The sequence below is a fragment of the Bradyrhizobium sp. 197 genome (assembly GCF_023073375.1).
Taxonomy (GTDB): Bacteria; Pseudomonadota; Alphaproteobacteria; order Rhizobiales; family Xanthobacteraceae; genus Bradyrhizobium.
Map to the genome: position 1 here is coordinate 18,084 of NZ_JADPJJ010000058.1, position 20,980 is coordinate 39,063.

19 protein-coding genes are annotated in these 20,980 nt (G+C 64.5%); 12 read left to right on the forward strand and 7 right to left on the reverse strand.

Annotation, left to right across the window (positions count from 1 at the left end):
- The first annotated feature begins 78 nt into the window (after positions 1-78).
- Complete coding sequence (locus IVB27_RS13505) at positions 79-1,713, forward strand: alkaline phosphatase family protein (protein ID WP_247444056.1); 1,635 nt, start codon at positions 79-81, stop codon at positions 1,711-1,713.
- 133 nt (positions 1,714-1,846) lie between these two features.
- Here IVB27_RS13505 and IVB27_RS13510 read toward each other — a convergent pair whose 3' ends face one another.
- Positions 1,847-2,812 (reverse strand): Bug family tripartite tricarboxylate transporter substrate binding protein, encoded by a 966-nt coding sequence (locus IVB27_RS13510; protein ID WP_247444057.1) that lies wholly within the window; start codon positions 2,810-2,812, stop codon positions 1,847-1,849.
- Between the two features lie 194 nt (positions 2,813-3,006).
- Between IVB27_RS13510 and proB the strand changes: the two genes are divergently transcribed.
- The 10 genes from proB (at position 3,007) to IVB27_RS13560 (ending at position 12,677) form a co-directional block, all read left to right on the forward strand.
- A complete protein-coding gene (gene proB / locus IVB27_RS13515) occupies positions 3,007-4,128 on the forward strand; it encodes a glutamate 5-kinase (protein WP_247444058.1) in 1,122 nt (373 codons plus the stop codon).
- A gap of 192 nt (positions 4,129-4,320) precedes the next feature.
- Positions 4,321-5,616, forward strand: a complete 1,296-nt coding sequence (locus IVB27_RS13520) for a glutamate-5-semialdehyde dehydrogenase (protein WP_247444059.1) — start codon at positions 4,321-4,323, stop codon at positions 5,614-5,616.
- A 20-nt stretch (positions 5,617-5,636) separates the two neighbouring features.
- On the forward strand, positions 5,637-6,281 hold the full coding sequence (locus IVB27_RS13525; RefSeq protein ID WP_247444060.1) for a nicotinate-nucleotide adenylyltransferase: 645 nt from the start codon (positions 5,637-5,639) through the stop codon (positions 6,279-6,281).
- Between the two features lie 224 nt (positions 6,282-6,505).
- Complete coding sequence (rsfS, locus tag IVB27_RS13530; RefSeq protein ID WP_247339456.1) at positions 6,506-6,862, forward strand: ribosome silencing factor; 357 nt, start codon at positions 6,506-6,508, stop codon at positions 6,860-6,862.
- 94 nt (positions 6,863-6,956) lie between these two features.
- Positions 6,957-7,439 (forward strand): 23S rRNA (pseudouridine(1915)-N(3))-methyltransferase RlmH, encoded by a 483-nt coding sequence (gene rlmH, locus IVB27_RS13535; protein ID WP_247444061.1) that lies wholly within the window; start codon positions 6,957-6,959, stop codon positions 7,437-7,439.
- 33 nt (positions 7,440-7,472) lie between these two features.
- The gene (locus IVB27_RS13540; protein ID WP_247444062.1) at positions 7,473-8,804 is read left to right on the forward strand and encodes a murein hydrolase activator EnvC family protein; all 1,332 of its coding nucleotides are present in this window, start codon (positions 7,473-7,475) and stop codon (positions 8,802-8,804) included.
- Positions 8,801-10,159 carry a S41 family peptidase gene (locus tag IVB27_RS13545; RefSeq protein ID WP_247444063.1) on the forward strand — a complete coding sequence of 453 codons (1,359 nt, stop codon included), beginning with the start codon at positions 8,801-8,803 and terminating at the stop codon, positions 10,157-10,159. The genes IVB27_RS13540 and IVB27_RS13545 overlap by 4 nt, the downstream gene beginning before the upstream one ends.
- A gap of 144 nt (positions 10,160-10,303) precedes the next feature.
- Positions 10,304-11,533 (forward strand): divergent polysaccharide deacetylase family protein, encoded by a 1,230-nt coding sequence (locus IVB27_RS13550; protein ID WP_247444064.1) that lies wholly within the window; start codon positions 10,304-10,306, stop codon positions 11,531-11,533.
- 76 nt (positions 11,534-11,609) lie between these two features.
- Positions 11,610-12,113 carry an RNA pyrophosphohydrolase gene (locus IVB27_RS13555; RefSeq protein WP_247339447.1) on the forward strand — a complete coding sequence of 168 codons (504 nt, stop codon included), beginning with the start codon at positions 11,610-11,612 and terminating at the stop codon, positions 12,111-12,113.
- Between the two features lie 63 nt (positions 12,114-12,176).
- Complete coding sequence (locus IVB27_RS13560) at positions 12,177-12,677, forward strand: RNA pyrophosphohydrolase (RefSeq protein ID WP_247444065.1); 501 nt, start codon at positions 12,177-12,179, stop codon at positions 12,675-12,677.
- 268 nt (positions 12,678-12,945) lie between these two features.
- Here the strand turns inward: IVB27_RS13560 and IVB27_RS13565 are convergent, their stop codons facing one another.
- From IVB27_RS13565 to IVB27_RS13590, 6 genes are all read right to left on the reverse strand, one after another.
- Complete coding sequence (locus tag IVB27_RS13565) at positions 12,946-14,514, reverse strand: adenylate/guanylate cyclase domain-containing protein (RefSeq protein ID WP_247444066.1); 1,569 nt, start codon at positions 14,512-14,514, stop codon at positions 12,946-12,948.
- Between the two features lie 149 nt (positions 14,515-14,663).
- Complete coding sequence (locus IVB27_RS13570; protein WP_247339445.1) at positions 14,664-15,071, reverse strand: F0F1 ATP synthase subunit epsilon; 408 nt, start codon at positions 15,069-15,071, stop codon at positions 14,664-14,666.
- 86 nt (positions 15,072-15,157) lie between these two features.
- Positions 15,158-16,600, reverse strand: a complete 1,443-nt coding sequence (atpD, locus tag IVB27_RS13575; protein ID WP_247339443.1) for a F0F1 ATP synthase subunit beta — start codon at positions 16,598-16,600, stop codon at positions 15,158-15,160.
- 54 nt (positions 16,601-16,654) lie between these two features.
- On the reverse strand, positions 16,655-17,530 hold the full coding sequence (locus IVB27_RS13580) for a F0F1 ATP synthase subunit gamma (protein WP_247339439.1): 876 nt from the start codon (positions 17,528-17,530) through the stop codon (positions 16,655-16,657).
- A gap of 152 nt (positions 17,531-17,682) precedes the next feature.
- Positions 17,683-19,212: a F0F1 ATP synthase subunit alpha gene (atpA, locus tag IVB27_RS13585; RefSeq protein WP_247339437.1), complete on the reverse strand. Its 1,530-nt coding sequence runs from the start codon at positions 19,210-19,212 to the stop codon at positions 17,683-17,685.
- Complete coding sequence (locus IVB27_RS13590; protein WP_247339434.1) at positions 19,212-19,772, reverse strand: F0F1 ATP synthase subunit delta; 561 nt, start codon at positions 19,770-19,772, stop codon at positions 19,212-19,214. Before IVB27_RS13590 ends, atpA begins: the two co-directional genes overlap by 1 nt.
- A gap of 635 nt (positions 19,773-20,407) precedes the next feature.
- Here IVB27_RS13590 and IVB27_RS13595 point away from each other — a divergent pair.
- The gene (locus IVB27_RS13595; RefSeq protein ID WP_247444067.1) at positions 20,408-20,917 is read left to right on the forward strand and encodes a septal ring lytic transglycosylase RlpA family protein; all 510 of its coding nucleotides are present in this window, start codon (positions 20,408-20,410) and stop codon (positions 20,915-20,917) included.
- The last annotated feature ends 63 nt before the right edge of the window (positions 20,918-20,980 follow it).

The following is a 20,980-nucleotide window of genomic DNA, read 5'->3' on the forward strand; positions in this document are numbered from 1 at the left end:
CGGCCTGATCCCGCCCTGCTTGTCTTCGCTGGCGCGCTAGCGCAGCATCGAACAATCAAGACACGGCGGGGATGACGCATGGCGCGCGCGAAGAACGTTCTCTGGATCATGTGCGACCAGCTTCGCTATGACTATCTCGGCTGCACCGGCCATCCCACGCTGAAGACGCCGAACATCGACGCCATGGCGAAGCGCGGCGTGCTGTTCAGCAAGGCCTATGTGCAGTCGCCGATCTGCGGCCCCTCGCGGATGTCGTTCTACACCGGGCGCTACATGCGCTCGCACGGCTCGCACTGGAACGGCTGGCCGTTGCGCGTCGGCGAGCCCACCCTCGGCGATCACCTCAAGAAGCTCGGCGTGCGCAACGTGCTGGTCGGCAAGACCCACATGGCACCCGATCTCGAAGGCATGAAGGCGATCGGCATCCCGCCGGAATCGGTGATCGGCGTGCACGTCGCCGAATGCGGGTTCGAGCCTTATGAGCGTGACGACGGCCTGCATCCGACCGGCCGTCCGCGTCCGAGATACGACGAATATCTGCGCCAGCAGGGTTTTGAAGCGACCAATCCCTGGGAGCATTGGGCGAATTCAGGTGCGGCGGAAGACGGCTCCTTGCAAAACGGCTGGCTGCTCGTGCATGCCGACAAGGCCGCGCGCGTGCCGGACGAACATTCCGAGACGCCCTACATGACGCGCCGCGCGATGGACTTCATCAGCGAGGCCGAAACCGACGGCAAGCCGTGGTGCCTGCATCTGTCCTACATCAAGCCGCACTGGCCCTACATCGCGCCCGAACCTTACGCCAGCATGTATTCGCCGGATGACATGATCCCGGTGATCCGCTCCGAGCGCGAGCGCCAGAATCCGCATCCGGTGTTCGGCGCCTATATGGGCATGCGCTACTCCCGCAACATGGCGCGCGACGAGGCCCGCGAGAAGGTGATCCCGACCTATATGGGCCTGATCACCCAGATCGACGACCAGATGGGCGTGCTGATGAAGTTTCTGGAGGAGCGCGATCTCGTGGAATCCACCATGATCGTGTTCACCTCCGATCATGGCGACTATCTCGGCGATCACTGGATGGGCGAGAAGGATCTGTTCCACGAGCAGTCGGCCAAGATTCCGCTGATCATCATCGATCCCTCGAAGGAAGCCGACGCCACGCGCGGCAAGCGCAGCGACGCGCTGGTCGAAGCCATCGATCTCGCGCCCACCTTCGTCGATTATTTCGGCGGCAAGGTGCCGGGCCACATCCTCGAAGGACGCTCGCTGCTGCCGCTGCTGCGCGGGCCGACGCCGCCGGATTGGCGCAAGGTCGCGTTCTCCGAATACGACTATTCCATGCAGGACGTCCGGCTGAAATTGAACCAGCCGATCGAGCGCTGCCGCCTGTTCATGGTGTTCGACGGCCGCTGGAAATACATCCATGCCTCCGGCTTCCGCCCGATGCTGTATGACCTCGAAACCGATCCGGAAGAGTTTCTGGATCGCGGCGACGACCCGGAGTGCGCCGGCATCATCGCGCGATTACAGGCGGAATTGTTCGACTGGGCGCTGCATCCCAACGACCACATCACCACACCCCGCGAGAAGATCGCGAACTATGCCGACAACCAGCTTCAGGTGAAGGGCGGCGTCCTGATCGGCATCTGGGACGAGAAAGAACTCGCGTCGATCAAGGACGGCATCGAACAGCGCGCGAAGTTGTAATCCTCATGGTGAGGAGGCGCGAAGCGCCGTCTCGAACCATGCAGGCCCGGCTCTCGCACCTCGGCCTGCATCCTTCGAGACGCGCGCAAAGAGCGCGCTCCTCAGGATGAGGGGAGAAATCGCGCTACGCTTCTCAATTCTCGATCTTGTAGCCCGTCGCCTTCACGATCGGTTGCCAGAAGGCGGTGTTCGCGGCGAGCTCCTTCGTCAGATCCTCCGCAGTGCTGCCGACCGGAATGAGCCCGATCGCTGTCAGCTTCTCCTTCACCTCGGGCTTGGCGAGCGCGGTGCTTGCGGCCGCGCCGAGCTTGCTCGCGAATTCCGGCGAGCTGCCGGCGGGAAGCCACATGCCGTACCAGGCGTCCGCGACGAGATCGATGCCGCTCTCCTTCAGCGTCGGGACGGCGGGCGCGAACGGCGAGCGTTCCGCACTCGCGACCGCGATGATCTTCACGCCCTTGGCGCGATTCTGCGGCAGCGCGTCGGCCAACGTGGTGATGCCGAACGAGATGTGGCCGCCGATGATGTCGTTGAGGATGGGCGCGCTGCCCCGATAGGGCACCCGCGTCATGGGAATGCCGAGGTCTTTCTCGAGCTTGGAGCCCATGAAATGCGGAATGGTGCCGTTGCTCGGCACGCCGAACGACGTCTTGTCCGGATGCGCCTTCAGCCAGGCGACAAATGCCTTGAAGTCGGCGGCATCGATCCCCGGGCCGATCACGACGGCGAATTCGAACCGGGCCAGCAGCGATACCGGGACGAAATCCTTTGCAGTATCGAAGCTCGGCGTCGCCTCCACCATCGGCAGCAGGTACATCGTGGGGCCGGTCGTCACCAGCACCATGCTGCCGTCGGGGCTGGCCCCCTTCACCGCCTTGATGCCGATCAGGCCGTCACCGCCGGTGCGGTTCTCGACCACGATGGTCCGCTGCAGCGCCGGCGCCATCTCCTGTGCGATCAGCCGGCACAGCGTGTCGCCGCCCGCTCCCGCCGCGAACGGGAAGATCATTTTCGTCAGCCCGGCCTGCGCTTGCGACCCGCCCGCTTGCGCCAGCAGCGGCAACCCCAGGCATCCGGCGATGAAGTTGCGGCGATCCATTGGTTTCCTCTTTGAGCCCATTATCGTTGGCGACAATTAGAGCCAGACAGGCGTCCCGGACAAGCGCTGTTTACCGGGCCTGCCGCCTTGCGCCGGCCATCGTCCTGCTGCAAAAGCAGGCCTTACCGGCGCCGCGCTCCGCTCCGCCGTGTCCGATGCAGAGCAATCCGTCACACGCGCCAACACATACACTCATGGCCAGCCCCGAACTCAGTCAATTCCGCCGCATCGTCGTCAAGGTCGGCTCCGCGCTGCTGGTCGATTCCGACAGAGGCGAGGTGCGGGCGTCCTGGCTCGCCGCGCTCGCCGACGACATGGCCAAGCTGCACGGCGAGGGCCGTGACGTGCTCGTGGTCTCCTCAGGCTCAATCGCGCTCGGCCGCAGCCGCCTGAAATTGCCGCGCGGACCGCTGAAGCTCGAGGAGAGCCAGGCGGCCGCCGCCGTCGGTCAGATCGCGCTGGCGCGGATCTGGTCGGAGGTGCTCGGTGCCCACGGCATCGGCGCCGGCCAGATTTTGGTGACGCTTCAGGACACCGAGGAGCGCCGCCGATATCTCAACGCGCGCTCCACTATCGGCAAGCTCCTGGAGTGGCGCGCGATCCCCGTGATCAACGAGAACGACACGGTCGCCACCAACGAGATCCGCTACGGCGACAACGACCGCCTCGCCGCGCGCGTCGCCACCATGGCGAGCGCGGATCTGCTGGTGCTGCTGTCCGATATCGACGGGCTCTACGATGCCCCGCCGAAGAACAATCCGAACGCCAAGCTCATTCCCGTCGTCGACAGCATCTCGTCGGAGATCGAGGCTGTCGCCGGCGACGCCGAGTCTGAGCTGTCGCGCGGCGGCATGCGCACCAAAGTCGAGGCGGCGAAGATCGCCACCACCGGCGGCACGCATATGCTGATCGCCTCCGGCAAGATCGAGCATCCCTTGCAGGCAATCGCCGATGGCGGCCGCTGCACCTGGTTCCTGACGCCCGCCAATCCCATCACTTCGCGAAAACGCTGGATCGCGGGCTCGCTGGAGCCGAAGGGCACGCTGACCATCGACGCCGGCGCAGTCGCCGCGCTACGTGCCGGCGCCAGCCTGCTGCCGGCCGGCGTGATCAAGGTCGAGGGCCAGTTCGCCCGCGGCGACGCCGTGATCGTCCGGGGCCCCGACACCAGCGAGGTCGGCCGCGGCCTGATCGCCTACGATGCCGACGACGCCGAGCGGATCAAGGGCCGCTCTTCCCCGGACGTGATGGCGATCCTCGGCATCAGCGGGCGGTCAGAGATGATCCACCGCGACGATCTGGTGATGGGCGGGTAGACCGGCAGGCATCCACGTTCTTGCAGGCGCCGGCCGAGGCGTGGATGGCCGGCAAGCCCGGCCATGACGCCGGAGCTAGGCCATTGACCGAGCTGTCGTCCGGCACGTGAAGCCCTGCCATACCCTCCCGACGCTTCGCAAAAGCGGGATTTCCGTGCTAGGACACCGCCTTAGCAGAAGGTTGAACGAGCTATGGCCGCCCCCCTCAAAGCCGTCGACGGCAATGCCGATCTTCAGGCGCTGATGACCGATCTCGGTACCCGTGCCCGCGCTGCCGCGCGCGTGCTGGCGCTGGCGCCGCCGGAGCAGAAGAACCGGGCGCTCGAAGCCATGGAGCGGGCGATCCGCGCGAACTCTGCCGCGATCCTCGCCGCCAACGCCGAGGACGTCACTGATGCCCGCGCCTCCGGCAATGCCGCCTCCTCCTTCATCGACCGCCTGACGCTGACGCCGGCGCGGGTCGAGGGCATGGCCGAGGGCATCGGCATCGTGCGCGGCATTGCCGATCCGGTCGGCATCGTCACCGAGAGCTGGCAACGGCCGAACGGCATGACCATCGAGCGCGTGCGCGTGCCGCTCGGCGTCGTCGGCGTGATTTTTGAGAGCCGGCCGAACGTTGCGGCGGACGCCGGCGTGCTGTGCCTGAAGTCCGGCAATGCCGTGATCCTGCGCGGCGGCTCCGACAGTTTTCGCTCCTGCCGCGCCATCCATGAATGCCTGGTGCAGGGCCTGCGTGAAGCCGGCCTCCCCGAGGCCGCGATCACGTTGGTGCCGACGCGCGACCGCACGGCGGTCGGCATGATGCTGTCGGGATTGAACGGCGCCGTCGACGTGATCGTGCCGCGCGGAGGCAAGAGCCTCGTCGCGCGCGTCGAGCAGGAAGCGCGCGTGCCGGTGTTCGCGCATCTCGAGGGCGTCAACCACGTCTATATCGATGCCAGCGCCGACCTCGCCATGGCGAAGTCGATCGTGCTCAACGCCAAGATGCGCCGCACCGGCGTCTGCGGCGCCGCCGAGACGCTGCTGGTCGATCGCGCTGCTGCCGGCACAAAGCTGAAGCCGCTGGTCGAGATGCTGATCGAGGCCGGCTGCGAAGTACGCGGCGACGACGCCGTGCAGAAGACCGATGCGCGCGTCAAGGCTGCGAGCGCAGAGGATTGGGACACTGAATATCTCGACGCGATCATCGCGGCGAAAGTGGTGGACGGCGTCGACGGCGCGATCGCGCATATCCAGAACCACGGCTCGCACCATACCGATGCGATCGTGAGCGCGGACGAGACCGCTGCGAAGAAATTCCTGAGCGAGGTCGATTCCGCGATCGTGCTGCACAACGCCTCGACGCAGTTCGCCGACGGCGGCGAGTTCGGCTTCGGCGCCGAGATCGGCATCGCCACCGGCAGATTCCATGCCCGCGGTCCGGTTGGGGCCGAGCAGCTGACGAGCTTCAAGTATCGCATCCACGGCACCGGGCAGACGCGGCCGTAAACGACGCGGGGCGCGGGGCATTGAGCAACAATTTCGTCGCGCCACGTTCCTTCGCGCAGGCCATACCAACCCACACCTCGGGCATGCGCATCGGGCTGCTCGGCGGTTCGTTCAATCCGCCGCACCAGGCCCATCGCGCGATCAGCCAGTTCGCGCTGAAACGCCTTCAGCTCGATCGCGTGTGGTGGTTGGTGACGCCGGGCAATCCCTTGAAGGAGAACGGCACGCTGCATGAGCTAGGCCGGCGCATGCAGGCGGCGCGCGAAATTGCCGACGATCCCAGGATCGAGGTGAGCTGTCTCGAATCCGTCATTCGCACGCGCTATACTATCGACACCATCAACACCTTGCGCCGCCGCCTCTCCGGCTTGCGCTTTGTCTGGATCATGGGCGCCGACAACCTCGCTCAATTCCATCGTTGGCAGCACTGGCAGCGTATCGCCGGCCAGGTGCCGATTGCGGTCATCGATCGCCCACCGCAGAGTTTTCGCGCGCTCGCCTCTCCCGCCGCCCAGGCGCTCAAGCGCTACCGCGTGCCCGAGAATGAGGCAGCATTGCTTGCGGACCGGGCTGCGCCGGCGTGGGTCTTCCTGACCGGAATGAAGCTGAATCTCTCTTCGACCGGCTTACGGAACCCGGACGGAAGCTGGAAAGGTACGAAGTGAGTCAGACTCTGCGGAGGTCGTTGTCAACTTCGGGCTCTCTGGCATATTGAAACCCTTAACCCCACATGATGTAGTGTAACCAGTGAGCGTCGGATTCGGCGTTCGCGATACAGTGAAAGGAATGGTCCCTGGCCACATCTGTATTGTCCAAGTCAGCTTCGACGAAGTCTGTTTTACCCAAGGTTGCCAAGCCGGCGCGTAAAACATCGACCAAAGCTGCAGCCTTGAAGGCGCAACCCGACGCCGACAAGACGCTGAGCCTGATCCTCTCCCGCCTCGACGACATGAAGGCGGAAGAGACGGTCACCATCGACCTTCGCGGCAAATCGGCCTACTCCGACTACATGATTGTCACCACCGGCCGGGCCAACCGGCACGTCGGCGCGATCGCGGAGAACGTCGCCAAAGGCCTCAAGGAAAACGGCATCAAGAACATCCACGTCGAGGGCTTGCCCAATTGCGACTGGGTGCTGATCGATTCCGGCGATGTGATCGTTCACGTGTTCAGACCCGAGGTCCGCGAGTTCTACAATCTCGAGAGATTGTACACACAGGGCCCAGGGGCGGCGAAGGCGATCTAGAGGCTCTGGCCGATTTCGAATCGGCTGACGCGCATGCTAGCGTCGTGCGCGCGCAATTTGCGTGCGGTCTTGAAAATGCGACCTTGAAGCTATCATGCGTGTTGCTGTCATTGCGGTGGGCCGGCTGAAGCAGGGTCCCGAACGGGAGCTTGCCGACCGCTATTTCGAACGATTCGACGAGGTCGGCCGAAAGCTCGGATTCCGCGAGCTCGCCATCCACGAATTGCCCGAAAGCCGCGCGCGCGACACGGCGACGCGGATGGCCGAAGAGGCCGCGGCGATCTCCGCGCATATTCCCGAGAAATCGATCCTGGTGGCGCTGGACGAGCGCGGCCAGAATCTGGATTCCACCGTATTCGCACGGCATCTCGGCCGCTGGCGCGACGAGGGGGCCGGTCATACTATCTTCATGATCGGAGGGGCGGACGGACTTTCGCCCGAATTGCGCCGTAAGGCTAAGCTCGCGATCGCGTTCGGCTCTGCGACCTGGCCGCATCAAATGGTCCGCGTCATGCTTCTGGAACAGCTTTATCGGGCCGCCACCATTCTGGCCGGCCACCCCTATCACCGCGCATGATGCGCGCTACAACGAGCACCTTTGCCTAAAGCGATGCGAGCGCCGATTCTCAACCTGCTGCTGATCGCCGGCGTGACTGGCGCAAGCCTCGCGCAAGCTCAGACGCAAGGCCAAACAATTGCGCCGCAGGCTGCGGCCATCTCGCCCGATGCGATCAAGCAGCGCGAGCAGGAGCTCGAGGCCGCCCGCGCAAGCAAGAAGAGCGCGGAGGACGCGCAGGCCAAGCTCAAGACCGAGATCACCTCGCTCGGCCAGGACCGCACCCAGCTCAATCAGCAATTGATCGACACCGCCGCCAATGTGCGCACCGTCGAGACCAAGATCGACGAAGCCGAAGCGCGGCTGCGTTCGCTGAACGGCCGCGAGCAGGCGATGCGCAGCTCGCTCGATTCGCGCCGCGCCGACATCGTCGAGGTGCTGGCGGCCTTGCAGCGCGCCGGAAGGCGGTCGCCGCCGGCGCTGCTGGTGCGGCCCGAGGACGCGCTGCAATCGCTGCGCACGGCGATGCTGCTCGGCGCCGTCGTGCCGGAATTGCGCGGCCGCGCCGAGAAGATCGCCGGCGAGCTCGGCGAGCTCGTGTCCTTGCGCAAGACCATCGCGACCGAACGCGACCAGCTCGCCTCCGACCGCGACAAGGTCCGCAACGACCAGACCCGGCTCACCGCCTTGGTTGACGAGCGGCAGCGCCAGCAGGCGTCGCGTGAAAAGGACCTGGATGCCGAGAACTCGCGCGCCATCACGCTCTCAAGGCAGGTCGGCGATCTCCAGGGGCTGATCGCCAAGATGGAGCAGGAGCTGCAAAGCGCCGCCAAGGCAGCCGAGAAGGCAGCTGAGGCCGCAAAGCAGGCCGAGGCAAAGGCCGCCCTCAACGCCAAACCCGGCCCCGGCGCTTTCAAGGACCGGTCCCGGACCACTCCCGCGATGGCCTTCGCCGCCGCCAAAGGCCTCCTGCCTCTTCCAGTTAACGGTAACAAGATCAGGGATTTTGGCGGTTCCGACGGGCTCGGCGGGGTCCAAAAGGGCATTTCGCTGGCAAGTAAGCCCGGCTCCCAGGTCACGACGCCGTGTGACGGCTGGGTGGTCTATGCCGGCCCGTTCCGCAGCTATGGACAACTCTTGATCCTCAATGCCGGGGGCGGGTATCATGTCCTGATCGCCGGGATGGAGCGCATTTCGGTAAACATCGGACAGTTTGTCCTCACGGGGGAGCCTGTCGCGTCCATGGGGTCGACCTCTCAAGTCGCCTCCATTCTCGCCACGAACGCGAGTCAACCTGTGCTGTATGTCGAGTTCCGCAAAGACGGCACTCCAATCGATCCAGGCCCATGGTGGGCCGCAAATGAAGGCGAGAAGGTTCGCGGATGATGCGCAAGACTTCAGTTATCCTCCTCAGCGCGGCCACCGGTGCGGCGCTGACGCTGTTCGTGACCCAGCCGCGCGCGGTCTTCATGGGCTCCAGCGCACGGGCTGCCACCGCGGACACCTATCGCCAGCTCAACCTTTTCGGCGACGTCTTCGAGCGCGTGCGCTCGGACTATGTCGAGAAGCCCGACGACACCAAGCTGATCGAATCAGCCATCAGCGGCATGCTCACCGGGCTCGATCCGCATTCGAGCTACATGGACGCCAAGAGCTTCCGCGACATGCAGGTGCAGACCCGCGGTGAGTTCGGCGGCCTCGGCATCGAAGTCACGATGGAAGACGGCCTGATCAAGGTGGTCTCGCCGATCGACGACACGCCTGCCTCGCGCGCCGGCGTCATGGCCAACGACATCATCACCAGTCTCGACGACGAAGCGGTGCAGGGCCTGACCCTGAACCAGGCGGTCGAGAAGATGCGCGGCCCGGTCAACACCAAGATCAAGCTCAAGATCATCCGCAAGGGCCAGGACAATCCGATCGACGTCACGCTGGTGCGCGACAACATCCGCGTCCGCTCGGTGCGCGCCCGCATCGAGGCCGACGACATCGCCTATATCCGCATCACCACCTTCAACGAGCAGACCACCGAAGGCCTGAAGCGCGAGGTCGCCAACCTCTCGAATCAGATCGGCGACAAGCTGAAGGGCTACGTCATCGACCTCCGCAACAACCCGGGCGGCCTGCTCGAGGAAGCGGTCACCGTCTCCGACTCCTTCCTGGAGAAGGGCGAAATCGTCTCAACCCGCGGCCGCAACGCCGATGAGACCCAGCGCCGTACCGCGCATGCGGGCGACCTCACCAAGGGCAAGCCGGTCATCGTGCTGGTCAATGGCGGCTCGGCCTCGGCATCGGAGATCGTCGCCGGCGCGCTGCAGGACCACAAGCGCGCGACCATCGTCGGCACGCGCTCGTTCGGCAAGGGCTCGGTGCAGACCATCATTCCGCTCGGCTCGGGCAACGGCGCGCTGCGTCTGACCACGGCGCGCTACTACACGCCGTCGGGCAAGTCGATCCAGGCCAAGGGCATCGTGCCCGACATCGAAGTGCTGCAGGACGTGCCGGACGAACTGAAGTCGCGCACCGACACCAAGGGCGAGGCTTCGCTGCGCGGCCATCTCAAGAACGACGGCGACGAGAAGACCGGGTCGCAGTCCTACGTGCCGCCGGACGCCAAGGACGACAAGGCGCTCAAGCTCGCCGACGATTTGCTCCATGGCATCAAGAACAGCGCCTCCGCGGCGCCCACGCCGGGCGGCGACAACAAGACCACGGCCGACAAGCCCAAAGCGGCAAACTAGGTCGGCGCATCGCGATCTGACGGAAAGGGCGGCTCACGGAGCCGCCCTTTTTGCTTGGAACGCCAGACACCCCCGGCCTATCCCGGCCTGCCGCCGCTTGACCCCGCCGTGGTATCGTCATGGGTGAGTGATTCGGGATCGCGCATGACTGAAACGGCCGATGATCTGAGCGCCCCGCTCGGACAGGATAAGCCGCGCCGCAAACACCGGCGGCGGCTGCCGTTCACGGCCATGCAGGCGCTTGCGATGCTGCTCGGCCTGTTCCTGGTCGCTTTTGCCGGTTTCGCGATCTTCAACAAGGATCCGCTCGGTGGCGAGCCGATGACGCGGCTCGCGATCCGCGAGCCCCAAGCTACGGACAAGGCCAGCGACGAGAAGCCGGCCGCTTCCGGCCACGGCCAGGAAAGCAAACAGGAAAGCAAGCACGAGACCAGGGAAGCGCCGAAGCAGGCGGGCGAGCAGAAGACCGTCACCATGATCGACGGTTCCACCGGCACGCGCCAGGACGTGGTGATCGGCGGCAGCGATCCCGCCGACAAGGGCGGAGCGGCCTCCGCACCGCTGCCCGTCATGACCGGGATCGACCCAAAACTCCTTGAGAAATCGCGCTACGGCATGATCCCCGTGGTTGCCGGGGATCTGAAACCGTTCAACGTCTATGCGGCGGATGCCGACCGCGCCAAGGCCGCCAAGATGCCCGTGGTTGCGATCCTGATTGGCGGCCTCGGCGTCGGCGCAGCCAAGACCACCGACGCCATCATGAGGCTGCCGGCGGCGGTGACGCTGGCCTTCACGCCTTATGGTTCCGATCCAGGAAAACTCGCCGAGCGAGCCCGCGCCCAGCGCCACGAGATCTTCCTCCAGATCCCGATGGAGCCCTACGACTTCCCCGACAACGATCCGGGACCGCAGACGCTGCTGACCTCGCTGAGTGCCGACCAGAACATGGACCGCCTGTACTGGCATCTGAGCCGGATGCAGGGCTATGCCGGCCTCACCAATTTCATGGGCGCCCGCTTCATCGCCACGGAGCCGGCGATGCAGCCGATCATCCGCGAGGCGGCCAAACGTGGCCTCGGCTTCTTCGACGACGGCTCCTCGCCCCGCAGCATCGCGCCCCAGGCCGCGGCAAGCCAGGCGATGCCGTTCGGCAGGGGCGACATCGCGATCGACGTGGTGCCGACCCCGGCCGAGATCGACCGCGCCCTGAACAAGCTCGAAGCGGCGGCGCGCGAGCGCGGCGCGGCCGTGGGCACCGCCTCCGCCCTCCCGGTCTCGATCGAGCGCATCGGCGCCTGGACCAAGACATTGAGCGACCGAGGTATCCTTTTGGTGCCATTGACAACCGCGATGCTGAAATCAAAATCCAGCTAAATCAACGGATTGGTACGGCGCGGGTCCTGCGGGGCCGGATCAAGCCTTACCGACAGCATGCGAGAGGCCTGGCGGAATGGCGCGTTACGAGGATCTGCCCTACCGGACCTGCGTCGGCGTGATGCTGATCAACAAGCAAGGCCTGGTGTTCATCGGCCGCCGCGCCGGCGGCATCGAGCATGTCGACGACACCCATGTCTGGCAGATGCCGCAGGGTGGCGTCGATCCCGGCGAGGACAATTGGGACGCCGCCAGGCGCGAGCTCTACGAGGAGACCAGCGTGCGCTCGGTCGAGCGGCTCGGCGAGGTTCCGGACTGGCTCACTTACGACATTCCGCGCACTGTTGCGGGCCGCGCCTGGAAGGGTCGCTATCGCGGCCAGCGCCAGAAATGGTTCGCGGTCCGCTTCACCGGCAAGGACAGCGAGATCAACGTCGAAAAGCCCGGCGGCGGTCACAAGGCCGAGTTCGTGAACTGGCGCTGGGAGCCGATGAAGAACCTGACCGGGCTGATCGTCCCATTCAAGCGCCCGGTCTATGAGCGCGTAGTGAAGGAATTTTCCGCGCTGGCGGAGGATTAGTTCAAGTCGCCATTCCAGGTTGATGCTAATGCATCGCCTGGAATGACGACGAGAGATCCGCACGTGACCGATCAAAAGCCTTATCGCCCGAACGTGGGTATCGCGCTGTTCAATGCCGACGCCCGGGTGCTGATCGGGCATCGCTTCAAGGGCGACGGACCCGAGATCGTCCTGCCGGGCCTCGATTGGCAGATGCCGCAAGGCGGCGTCGACGAAGGCGAGGACCTGCGCGATGCGGCCCTGCGCGAGCTCTGGGAAGAGACCAGCGTCAAGAGCGCAACCTATCTCGGCGAGACCGACTGGCTGACTTACGAATTCCCGCCTTACGATGGACCGCAGACGCATCGGCTGGCGAAATTCCGCGGGCAGCGCCAAAAATGGTTCGCCCTGCGCTTCACCGGCAAGGATGACGAGATCGATCCGTTGACACCGCGCAACGACCAGCCCGCGGAGTTCGACGCCTGGCGCTGGGAGCGGCTCGACCGTGTCCCCGATGTCGTGGTCCCGTTCCGCCGCGAGGTCTACCGCGCGGTGGCCCAACAGTTTGCGCCCTTCGCAAACTAAAAAACGCGAGAACAAGCCGGTGTCGTTGCAGAGCGCATTCCAGCGTTTAGGACGGGCATGGGTGACCGCACCACCAGCCACGGGTTCGCTCAGCCTCTCCCGCTTGCGGGAGAGGTCGGCGCGAAGTGCCGGGTGAGGGCTTTCTCCGTTTAGGGACTGTGTCTTTGCAGATGCACCCTCTCCCCAGCCCTCCCCCGCAAGCGAGCCCCACAAGGGGGGAGGGAGCGCATCTCGCAAGCGTTAACGATCGGGCCTAATCAGCACACGCCTAATTCACCGGTCCCACCGTAAACGGGCCGATCGCGATGACGTGGCAATCGCTGTCGCGCCTGGCGCAGTCGGCGAGCGCGGAATTGACGGCGGTCTGCTCGTCCGCGGCCTTCAGGCCGAGGCCCGGCCGGCCCGCGCTGCCGACCGCGACTGCGTTCCAGCCCATGCCATCGGCGAGCTTGCGCACGACCTCGTCGCGCGCATCTGCGACGACCGAGGCATTGGACGCCGCATGGAAGAAGCCGGTGATCCTCAGCAGGGTCGGGATCGGCACGACGAAATTCTCGTCGACCGCAACGACCATGCAGGCGACGCCGGTGATCGCGCCGCACGATTCCAGGGAGCGCCGCGCAGCATCGTCGGCGGATGATGCGCCCATCACCATGAAATATTGACCGCCCGGGCCGAGCGCGACCGAGCGGGATTTTGCCGCGGGGACGAACATGTTCTCGAGCCGGACTTTTGCGGGATCGCGCACCATCGGAAAGTCCTTTGGGACGAAGGCGCGCTCGGTCATTGGATCGTGCCGGATAAAGGGCTGCGGCGGCATCGGCGGCTTGCCGTGCGTGTAGACGACATTGTTGCCGATCGCATAGAGCTCGCAGGGCCGCGGCGACTGCGCGGCATCCGCCCGCTTCTGACACTGATCGAGCGCAGCGTTGCGCGCGGCTTCCTCGTTCGGCTGATTGAGTGCGGAGCCGGTGACGCCGCCGACGTTCAGCGCAAAGGCCTTGTAGTCACCGGCGGCGGAATATTCGCCACCGAGATAGCCGCGGATACGCTCGCCGATGAAGGGCACGCTGTCGGCAGGAAACTTGCCGACCATCGGCGAGGCGGATGGTGCCGGCATGGGCATCGGGCTTGATGCTGGGCCTGGCGCGATCGCTGCGATCGCCGGCGCCTTTGTGGTCTCGAGCTTGGTGAAATAGAGAAAGCCGCCGACAGCAATCGCGACGACGGAGACGACACCGACCACCAGCGGCCACATCCAGTTCAGCGCGGGCGCTACTTTCGCCACCTTCTTGATCTGCGGCGTTGCGTAACTGCCGTCCACGCGCCGCATCGCCACCATGTAGGCGTGCACCGGCGTCGGGATGTTCTTGACCTCCTGCGCGCCGATATCGGCGAATTGCACTGACAGCTTGTTGGCGACCTGCTCGTGTACGGCGCGGGAGACGCAGATGCCACCGACCTCGGCGAGGCCCTCGAGCCGGGCGGCGATATTGACGCCGTCACCGAGCAGATCGCCGTCGCGCTCGACCACGTCGCCGATGGTGATGCCGATGCGGAACGACATCTGCCGGCTCGGCGGATAGGCCATGTTGCGGGTTCGCAGCGATTCCTGGATGTCGATCGCGCAGCGCACCGCATCGACTGCGCTTGGAAATTCCGCGAGCACGGCGTCGCCTGCGGTGTTGAAGATGCGTCCGCCGGCCTTCGCGATGAAATCGTCGACGACCTCACGATAGGAGGCCATACGCCGCAGCGTCTCCTCCTCGTCTTCCGCGACCAGCCTTGAGTAACCGGCAATATCGGCCGCGAAAATCGCTGCGATCTTGCGTTTCATCTGCTGCCCGCCCCGGAACAAATTCGCGAGCGCAGAATGCCGCTATCGGCGGCGCGGTGCAACAAAGTTTCAGCGCCCGCCACTTCCGTGACGAGCGCTGAACTTGTTCAGGAATTGGTAGCTTGAGCCCCGGTGCGATGCGCCGGGGCTCAGTGCATAGCCGTGCTGTTGAGCTGCTGCTGGATGCTCTTGAAGTGGTCGAGCCGCGCGATGGCCTGATCGAGCTCGCTGCCTTCGTGCTCCTTCAACCCTTCTTCCATCTCCGAGACGGTCGCGGCGAACTGGGCACGGTCGAGCTCGGCCAGTGACGTCGCGACGTCGGCGAGCACAGTGAGACCCTTTTCGGAGACTTCGGCGAGACCGCCGAGCACGATGATCTTCTCGTGCTTGCCGCCGGTGGTGATGGTGAGAATGCCGGGCCGGATCGCAGCCACGACCGGCGCATGTCCCGCCAGCACGCCGAAGTCACCTTCGACGCCGGGGATGTCGACCTGGTCGACCTCGCCCGAGAATGCGAGCTTTTCCGGCGAGACGAGATCGAAGTGGAAGGTGGCCATGGGAAACCTGCGAATGGTGAGTAGCGAATAGCGAATGGAGCGGGAGCAGCGAGACCATTCGCTACTCCCTACTCGCCGTTCGCAGCTTAGGCCGCCTCAGCCGCCAGCTTCTTGCCCTTCTCGAGCGCCTCTTCGATGGTGCCGACCATGTAGAAGGCGGCTTCCGGGAGGTGGTCATACTTGCCTTCGCAGAGACCGCGGAAGCCCTTGATGGTGTCCGCGAGGTCGACGAACTTGCCGGGCGCGCCGGTGAAAATTTCGGCGACGTGGAACGGCTGCGACAGGAAGCGCTCGATCTTGCGGGCGCGGGCCACCGTCAGCTTGTCCTCTTCCGAAAGCTCGTCCATGCCGAGGATGGCGATGATATCCTGGAGCGACTTGTAGCGCTGCAGCACCTGCTGGACCATGCGCGCGGTCGTATAGTGCTCTTCGCCGACGATATTCGCCTGCAGCATGCGCGAGGTCGAGTCGAGCGGATCGACCGCCGGATAGATGCCCTTTTCCGAGATCGCACGGTTCAGCACCGTGGTGGCGTCCAAATGCGCGAACGACGTCGCCGGCGCCGGGTCGGTCAAGTCGTCGGCCGGCACGTAGATCGCCTGCACCGAGGTGATCGAGCCCTTGTTTGTGGTGGTGATGCGCTCCTGCAGCGCGCCCATGTCGGTTGCCAACGTCGGCTGATAGCCCACGGCGCTCGGAATACGGCCGAGCAGCGCCGACACTTCCGAGCCAGCCTGAGTGAAGCGGAAGATATTGTCGATGAAGAACAGCACGTCCTGGCCCTGGTCGCGGAAGTGCTCGGCGACTGTCAGGCCGGACAGCGCGACGCGCATGCGGGCACCGGGCGGCTCGTTCATCTGGCCGAACACCAGCGCGCATTTCGACTTCACGCTCGGGTCGGGATTGTGCGGGTCGGCGTTGACCTTGGATTCGATGAACTCGTGATAGAGGTCGTTACCTTCGCGGGTACGCTCGCCGACGCCGGCGAACACCGAATTGCCGCCGTGCGCCTTGGCGACGTTGTTGATCAGCTCCTGAATGAGCACGGTCTTGCCGACGCCCGCGCCGCCGAACAGGCCGATCTTGCCACCCTTGGCGTAAGGCGCGAGCAAGTCGACGACCTTGATGCCGGTGACGAGAATTTCGGCCTCGGTGGCCTGGTCGGTGTAGGTCGGCGCTTCCTGGTGGATGGCGCGCTTGCCTTCGGACGGGATCGGGCCCGCTTCGTCGATCGGCTCGCCGATGACGTTCATGATGCGGCCGAGCGTGCCGGCGCCCACCGGAACCTCGATCGGCTGGCCGGTGTCGGTCACTTCCTGGCCGCGCACCAAACCTTCGGTCACGTCCATGGCAATCGTGCGCACGGTGGACTCACCGAGATGCTGCGCGACTTCCAACACGAGGCGGATGCTGCCGTTCCTGGTTTCCAGCGAATTGAGAATGGCCGGCAGGTGGCCCTCGAACTGAACGTCGACGACGGCGCCCATGACCTGGGTGACGCGACCGACCTGGTTAGCTGCTGTGGCCATGATTAGCTCTCCTTCGAAATTCTTTACTTGAACGACCGTCGTTTGGTTCGTGCGTCAGACCGCCTCGGCGCCGGAGATGATCTCGATCAGCTCCTTGGTGATCTGGGCTTGACGGGTTCGGTTATAGATCTGGGTTTGCTTGCGGATCATTTCGCCGGCATTGCGGGTGGCATTGTCCATCGAGCTCATCTGCGCGCCGTAGAACGAAGCGTTGTTTTCCAGGAGCGCGCGGAAGATCTGCACGGCGATATTGCGCGGCAACAGGCCGGAGAGAAGTTCGTCCTCCTCCGGCTCGTAGTCGTAGGACGTCGACGGCGCGTTCGCCGCCTTTGCTTCCACAGTCAGCGGAATGATCTGCTGCGCGGTCGGGATTTGCGCAATCACCGACTTGAACTGCGAGTAGAACAGCGTGCAGACGTCGAACTCGCCGGCGTCGAAACGCGCCAGAACCTTCTTCGCGATGTCCTCGGCGTTGACGAAGCCGAGCTGGCGAACGCTGCGCAGATCGAGGTGCTCGACGATCTGCTTGTCGAACAGGCGGCGGAGCTGCTCATAACCCTTGCGCCCGACGCAGAAGAATTTGACTTCCTTGCCCTGCGCAATCAGCGCCTGTGCGCGCTCGCGCGCGAGGCGCACGATCGAGGAGTTGAAAGCGCCGGACAGGCCGCGCTCGCCGGTGCAGACCAGCAGCAGGTGAATCTGGTCCTTGCCGGTGCCGGACAGCAGCGCCGGCGCGCCGGGAGAACCCGCAGCGGCGCTGGCGATGTTGGAGATCACCGCGCTCATCTTGTCGGCATAGGGCCGCGCCGCCTCGGCCGCTTGCTGGGCGCGGCGCAATCTGGACGCAGCGACCATCTGCATGGCCTTGGTGATCTTCTGCGTCGCCTTGGTCGAGGCGATGCGAACCCGCATGTCTTTAAGTGAGGCCATTCTTCGTTCACCCCGACGGTTCGATCTCTTGCGATCAGACCGTTAGCCTGTCCCTGTCGTCATGCCCGGGCTAGTCCCGGGCATTCACGTCTTCGCCGCCATGCGATGAGGCACGGACGGCCGGGACAAGAAGCCCGGCCATGCGACGGCTCTTATGCAAAGCTCTTGGCGAAGCCTTCGACCACCGACTTCAGCTTGGCAGCACTGTCGTCGGAGAGGTCGCGGCTGTCGCGGATCGCATTGAGGATCTCGACGTTCTTGCCGCGCAGCAACGACAACAGGCCGTCCTCGAACGCGCGCACCTTGTTGACCGGGAGCGGATCGAGATAGCCGTTGGTGCCGGCCCAGATCACGCAGACCTGCTCTTCCATCTTCAGCGGCGCGAACTGCGGCTGCTTCAGGAGCTCGGTCAGGCGCGAACCACGGTTGAGCAGGCGCTGGGTCGAGGCGTCGAGGTCGGAGCCGAACTGCGCGAACGCCGCCATTTCGCGGTACTGCGCGAGCTCGCCCTTGATCTTGCCGGCGACCTTCTTGGTGGCCTTGGTCTGCGCCGAGGAGCCGACGCGCGACACCGACAGACCGACGTTCACGGCAGGACGGATGCCCTGGAAGAACAGGTCGGTTTCCAGGAAGATCTGGCCGTCGGTGATCGAGATGACGTTGGTCGGAATGTAGGCCGACACGTCGTTGGCCTGGGTTTCGATGACCGGCAGCGCCGTCAGCGAGCCGGAACCCTGGTCCTTGTTCAGCTTCGCCGCGCGCTCGAGCAGGCGGGAGTGCAGATAGAACACGTCACCCGGATAGGCTTCGCGGCCCGGCGGGCGGCGCAGCAGCAACGACATCTGGCGGTAGGCGACGGCCTGCTTGGACAGATCGTCATAGATGATGACGGCGTGCATGCCGTTGTCGCGGAAGTACTCGCCCATGGTGCAGCCGGTGAACGGCGCGATGTACTGCATCGGCGCCGGATCGGAGGCGGTGGCGGCGACGATGATCGAGTATTCGAGCGCGCCCTGCTCTTCCAGCACCTTCACGAACTGGGCAACGGTCGAACGCTTCTGGCCGATCGCGACATAGACGCAATACAGCTTGATGTTCTCGTCCGGCTGCGCGTTGAGCGGCTTTTGGTTGAGGATGGTGTCGAGCGCGATCGCGGTCTTGCCGGTCTGACGGTCACCGATGATCAGCTCGCGCTGGCCGCGGCCGATCGGGATCAGGGCGTCGATCGCCTTGAGGCCGGTCGCCATCGGCTCGTTCACCGACTTGCGCGGAATGATGCCGGGCGCCTTGACGTCGACGCGCATGCGCTTGTCGGCCTGGATCGGGCCCTTGCCGTCGATCGGGTTGCCGAGCGCGTCGACGACGCGGCCGAGCAGGCCCTTGCCGACCGGCGCGTCCACGATGGCGCGGGTGCGCTTGACGGTCTGGCCTTCCTTGATCTCGCGGTCGGCACCGAAAATAACGATACCGACGTTGTCGGTTTCGAGGTTGAGCGCCATGCCGCGGGTGCCGTTCTCGAACTCGACCATTTCACCGGCCTGGACGTTGTCCAGACCGAAGACGCGAGCGATACCGTCACCGACGGACAGCACCTGTCCGACTTCGGAGACTTCAGCTTCCTGGCCGAAATTCTTGATCTGGTCCTTGAGGATCGCGGAAATTTCCGCGGCGCGGATGTCCATCAGCCTGCCTCTTTCATCGCGTGCTTGATCGAATTGAGTTTGGTGCGAAGCGAACTATCGATCATACGGCTGCCAAGCTTGACCACGAGGCCACCGATGATCGAGGGGTCGACTTTCACGTTGAGCGCGACGTCCTTGCCGGTCACCGACTTCAGGGCAACCTTGAGGGCGTCGAGATTCTTGTTCGAGAGCGCTTCCGCCACGGTGACGTCGGCCGTTACCTCGCCCTTGAACCTGGCGACGAGGGCGCGGTAGGCGCGGATGACGTCAGCCACCGCGAACAGGCGGCGGTTGGCGGTCAGAACCTTGAGGAAATTGGCGGAGATGCCGGCGATGCCGGCCTTGTCCAGCACGGCCGAGAGGGCCCTGGACTGCGTTTCGGCCGCAAACACCGGGCTGCGGACGAGGCGCGTCAGATCGGCGCTTTCGTTCAGCAAGCCCTCGAATTTGTCGAGATCGGCTTTGACCTCGTCGACCACTTTCTGGTCGCGGGCCAGTTCAAACAAGGCCGTTGCATAACGACCCGACACACCGGAAACGGACGTATCTTCTGCAGCCACAGACGCGCTCTTTTTGCTGTCAAACTCGCAAGGGAAAAACCGTCGCCACAAAGCGGCGCCTAGCGATCCAAGCCCTTGGAATTCAAGCGGGACTTCGATTTTCGACCCCGCACGAGAAGTGCCGGGCTCGTTGAAATCGCGGCTTTGCTAACATAGCAGGCGCGCACGTGCAACATGACGCCAAATTAAAGGCACGACGTTCTGTCGCCAGTTCGGCGCAGTCCACGACGACGCAACGACGACCTGCCACCTGACGGAATTGTCGCGCGCTCGGCACCGATACCCGCCCGTGGTTCCTGCCCTCAGCGCATAGCGGCCATGAACACGGATCGCTGAGGCGTGATTCCCGCCCGCCGGCTTCACTCGCCGAATACTTACCCAATTCTAAACGCTGGAAGCGATGACTTCAGTTTACAGTACTTACAAGTAATTAGAAGGTTAACAAACCGTTAAAACGAAATATTACGGAACATCAGCTGAATACCGGTCGAGAGTAACAAGATGTTTCATAAGGACACAGAACGGAATTACTGCCCAATTCACGCCTCATTAGGAATCGAAACGCGATCCCGCTCGCAAACTTACGAGGGCTCCACTTGCCACATATGCGGCAATACTAGCTTAGGGACCACTAAATGCTGACTTTGAAGACGCTGGGCTCTATGACCCGGCCGCGTACGGCGATCGCTTTTGTTGCCGCAACACTCCTCGTCGGCGGAACCGCCACCGAAGCTTCCGCCAAATCCCGGCATCACCATCGGTATTCTCACCATCATCACCGCCATCACGCCCAGAACGATGCCAACGCGACCACCGATTGGCGTAACGCCAATGCGTCGATGACGCCATCGCAGGGCACCGGACGTTCCTTCTCCGGCATGGCTTCGTTCTACGGCAACGAGTCCGGCAGCAAGACCGCCTCGGGCCAGCGCTTCAACCAGAACGCCATGACCGCGGCGCACCGTTCGCTGCCGTTCGGCACCAAGCTGCGCGTCACCCATGGCGGCTCGAGCGTCATCGTCACCATCAACGACCGTGGACCGTTCATTCGCGGCCGTGTCCTTGACCTCTCCACGGGCGCCGCCCGGGCCATCGGCCTCACCGGTGCCGGCGTCGGCCGCGTCACCGCGGAAGTCGTCTCCTAAGGCGCGACAGCGCCTCACCGCACAAGTGCAGTTCCCGTCATCGTCCGCATGGACGTGTGAGCA

Bases quoted from the DNA above. Each gene is read 5' to 3' on its own strand.
- IVB27_RS13505 (WP_247444056.1), top strand. From the start codon at position 79: ATGGCGCGCGCGAAGAACGTTCTCTGGATCATGTGCGACCAGCTTCGC.
- IVB27_RS13510 (WP_247444057.1), bottom strand. From the start codon at position 2,812: ATGGATCGCCGCAACTTCATCGCCGGATGCCTGGGGTTGCCGCTGCTG.
- proB (WP_247444058.1), top strand. From the start codon at position 3,007: ATGGCCAGCCCCGAACTCAGTCAATTCCGCCGCATCGTCGTCAAGGTC.
- IVB27_RS13520 (WP_247444059.1), top strand. From the start codon at position 4,321: ATGGCCGCCCCCCTCAAAGCCGTCGACGGCAATGCCGATCTTCAGGCG.
- rlmH (WP_247444061.1), top strand. From the start codon at position 6,957: ATGCGTGTTGCTGTCATTGCGGTGGGCCGGCTGAAGCAGGGTCCCGAA.
- IVB27_RS13540 (WP_247444062.1), top strand. From the start codon at position 7,473: ATGCGAGCGCCGATTCTCAACCTGCTGCTGATCGCCGGCGTGACTGGC.
- IVB27_RS13545 (WP_247444063.1), top strand. From the start codon at position 8,801: ATGATGCGCAAGACTTCAGTTATCCTCCTCAGCGCGGCCACCGGTGCG.
- IVB27_RS13550 (WP_247444064.1), top strand. From the start codon at position 10,304: ATGACTGAAACGGCCGATGATCTGAGCGCCCCGCTCGGACAGGATAAG.
- IVB27_RS13555 (WP_247339447.1), top strand. From the start codon at position 11,610: ATGGCGCGTTACGAGGATCTGCCCTACCGGACCTGCGTCGGCGTGATG.
- IVB27_RS13565 (WP_247444066.1), bottom strand. From the start codon at position 14,514: ATGAAACGCAAGATCGCAGCGATTTTCGCGGCCGATATTGCCGGTTAC.
- IVB27_RS13570 (WP_247339445.1), bottom strand. From the start codon at position 15,071: ATGGCCACCTTCCACTTCGATCTCGTCTCGCCGGAAAAGCTCGCATTC.
- atpD (WP_247339443.1), bottom strand. From the start codon at position 16,600: ATGGCCACAGCAGCTAACCAGGTCGGTCGCGTCACCCAGGTCATGGGC.
- IVB27_RS13580 (WP_247339439.1), bottom strand. From the start codon at position 17,530: ATGGCCTCACTTAAAGACATGCGGGTTCGCATCGCCTCGACCAAGGCG.
- atpA (WP_247339437.1), bottom strand. From the start codon at position 19,212: ATGGACATCCGCGCCGCGGAAATTTCCGCGATCCTCAAGGACCAGATC.
- IVB27_RS13595 (WP_247444067.1), top strand. From the start codon at position 20,408: ATGCTGACTTTGAAGACGCTGGGCTCTATGACCCGGCCGCGTACGGCG.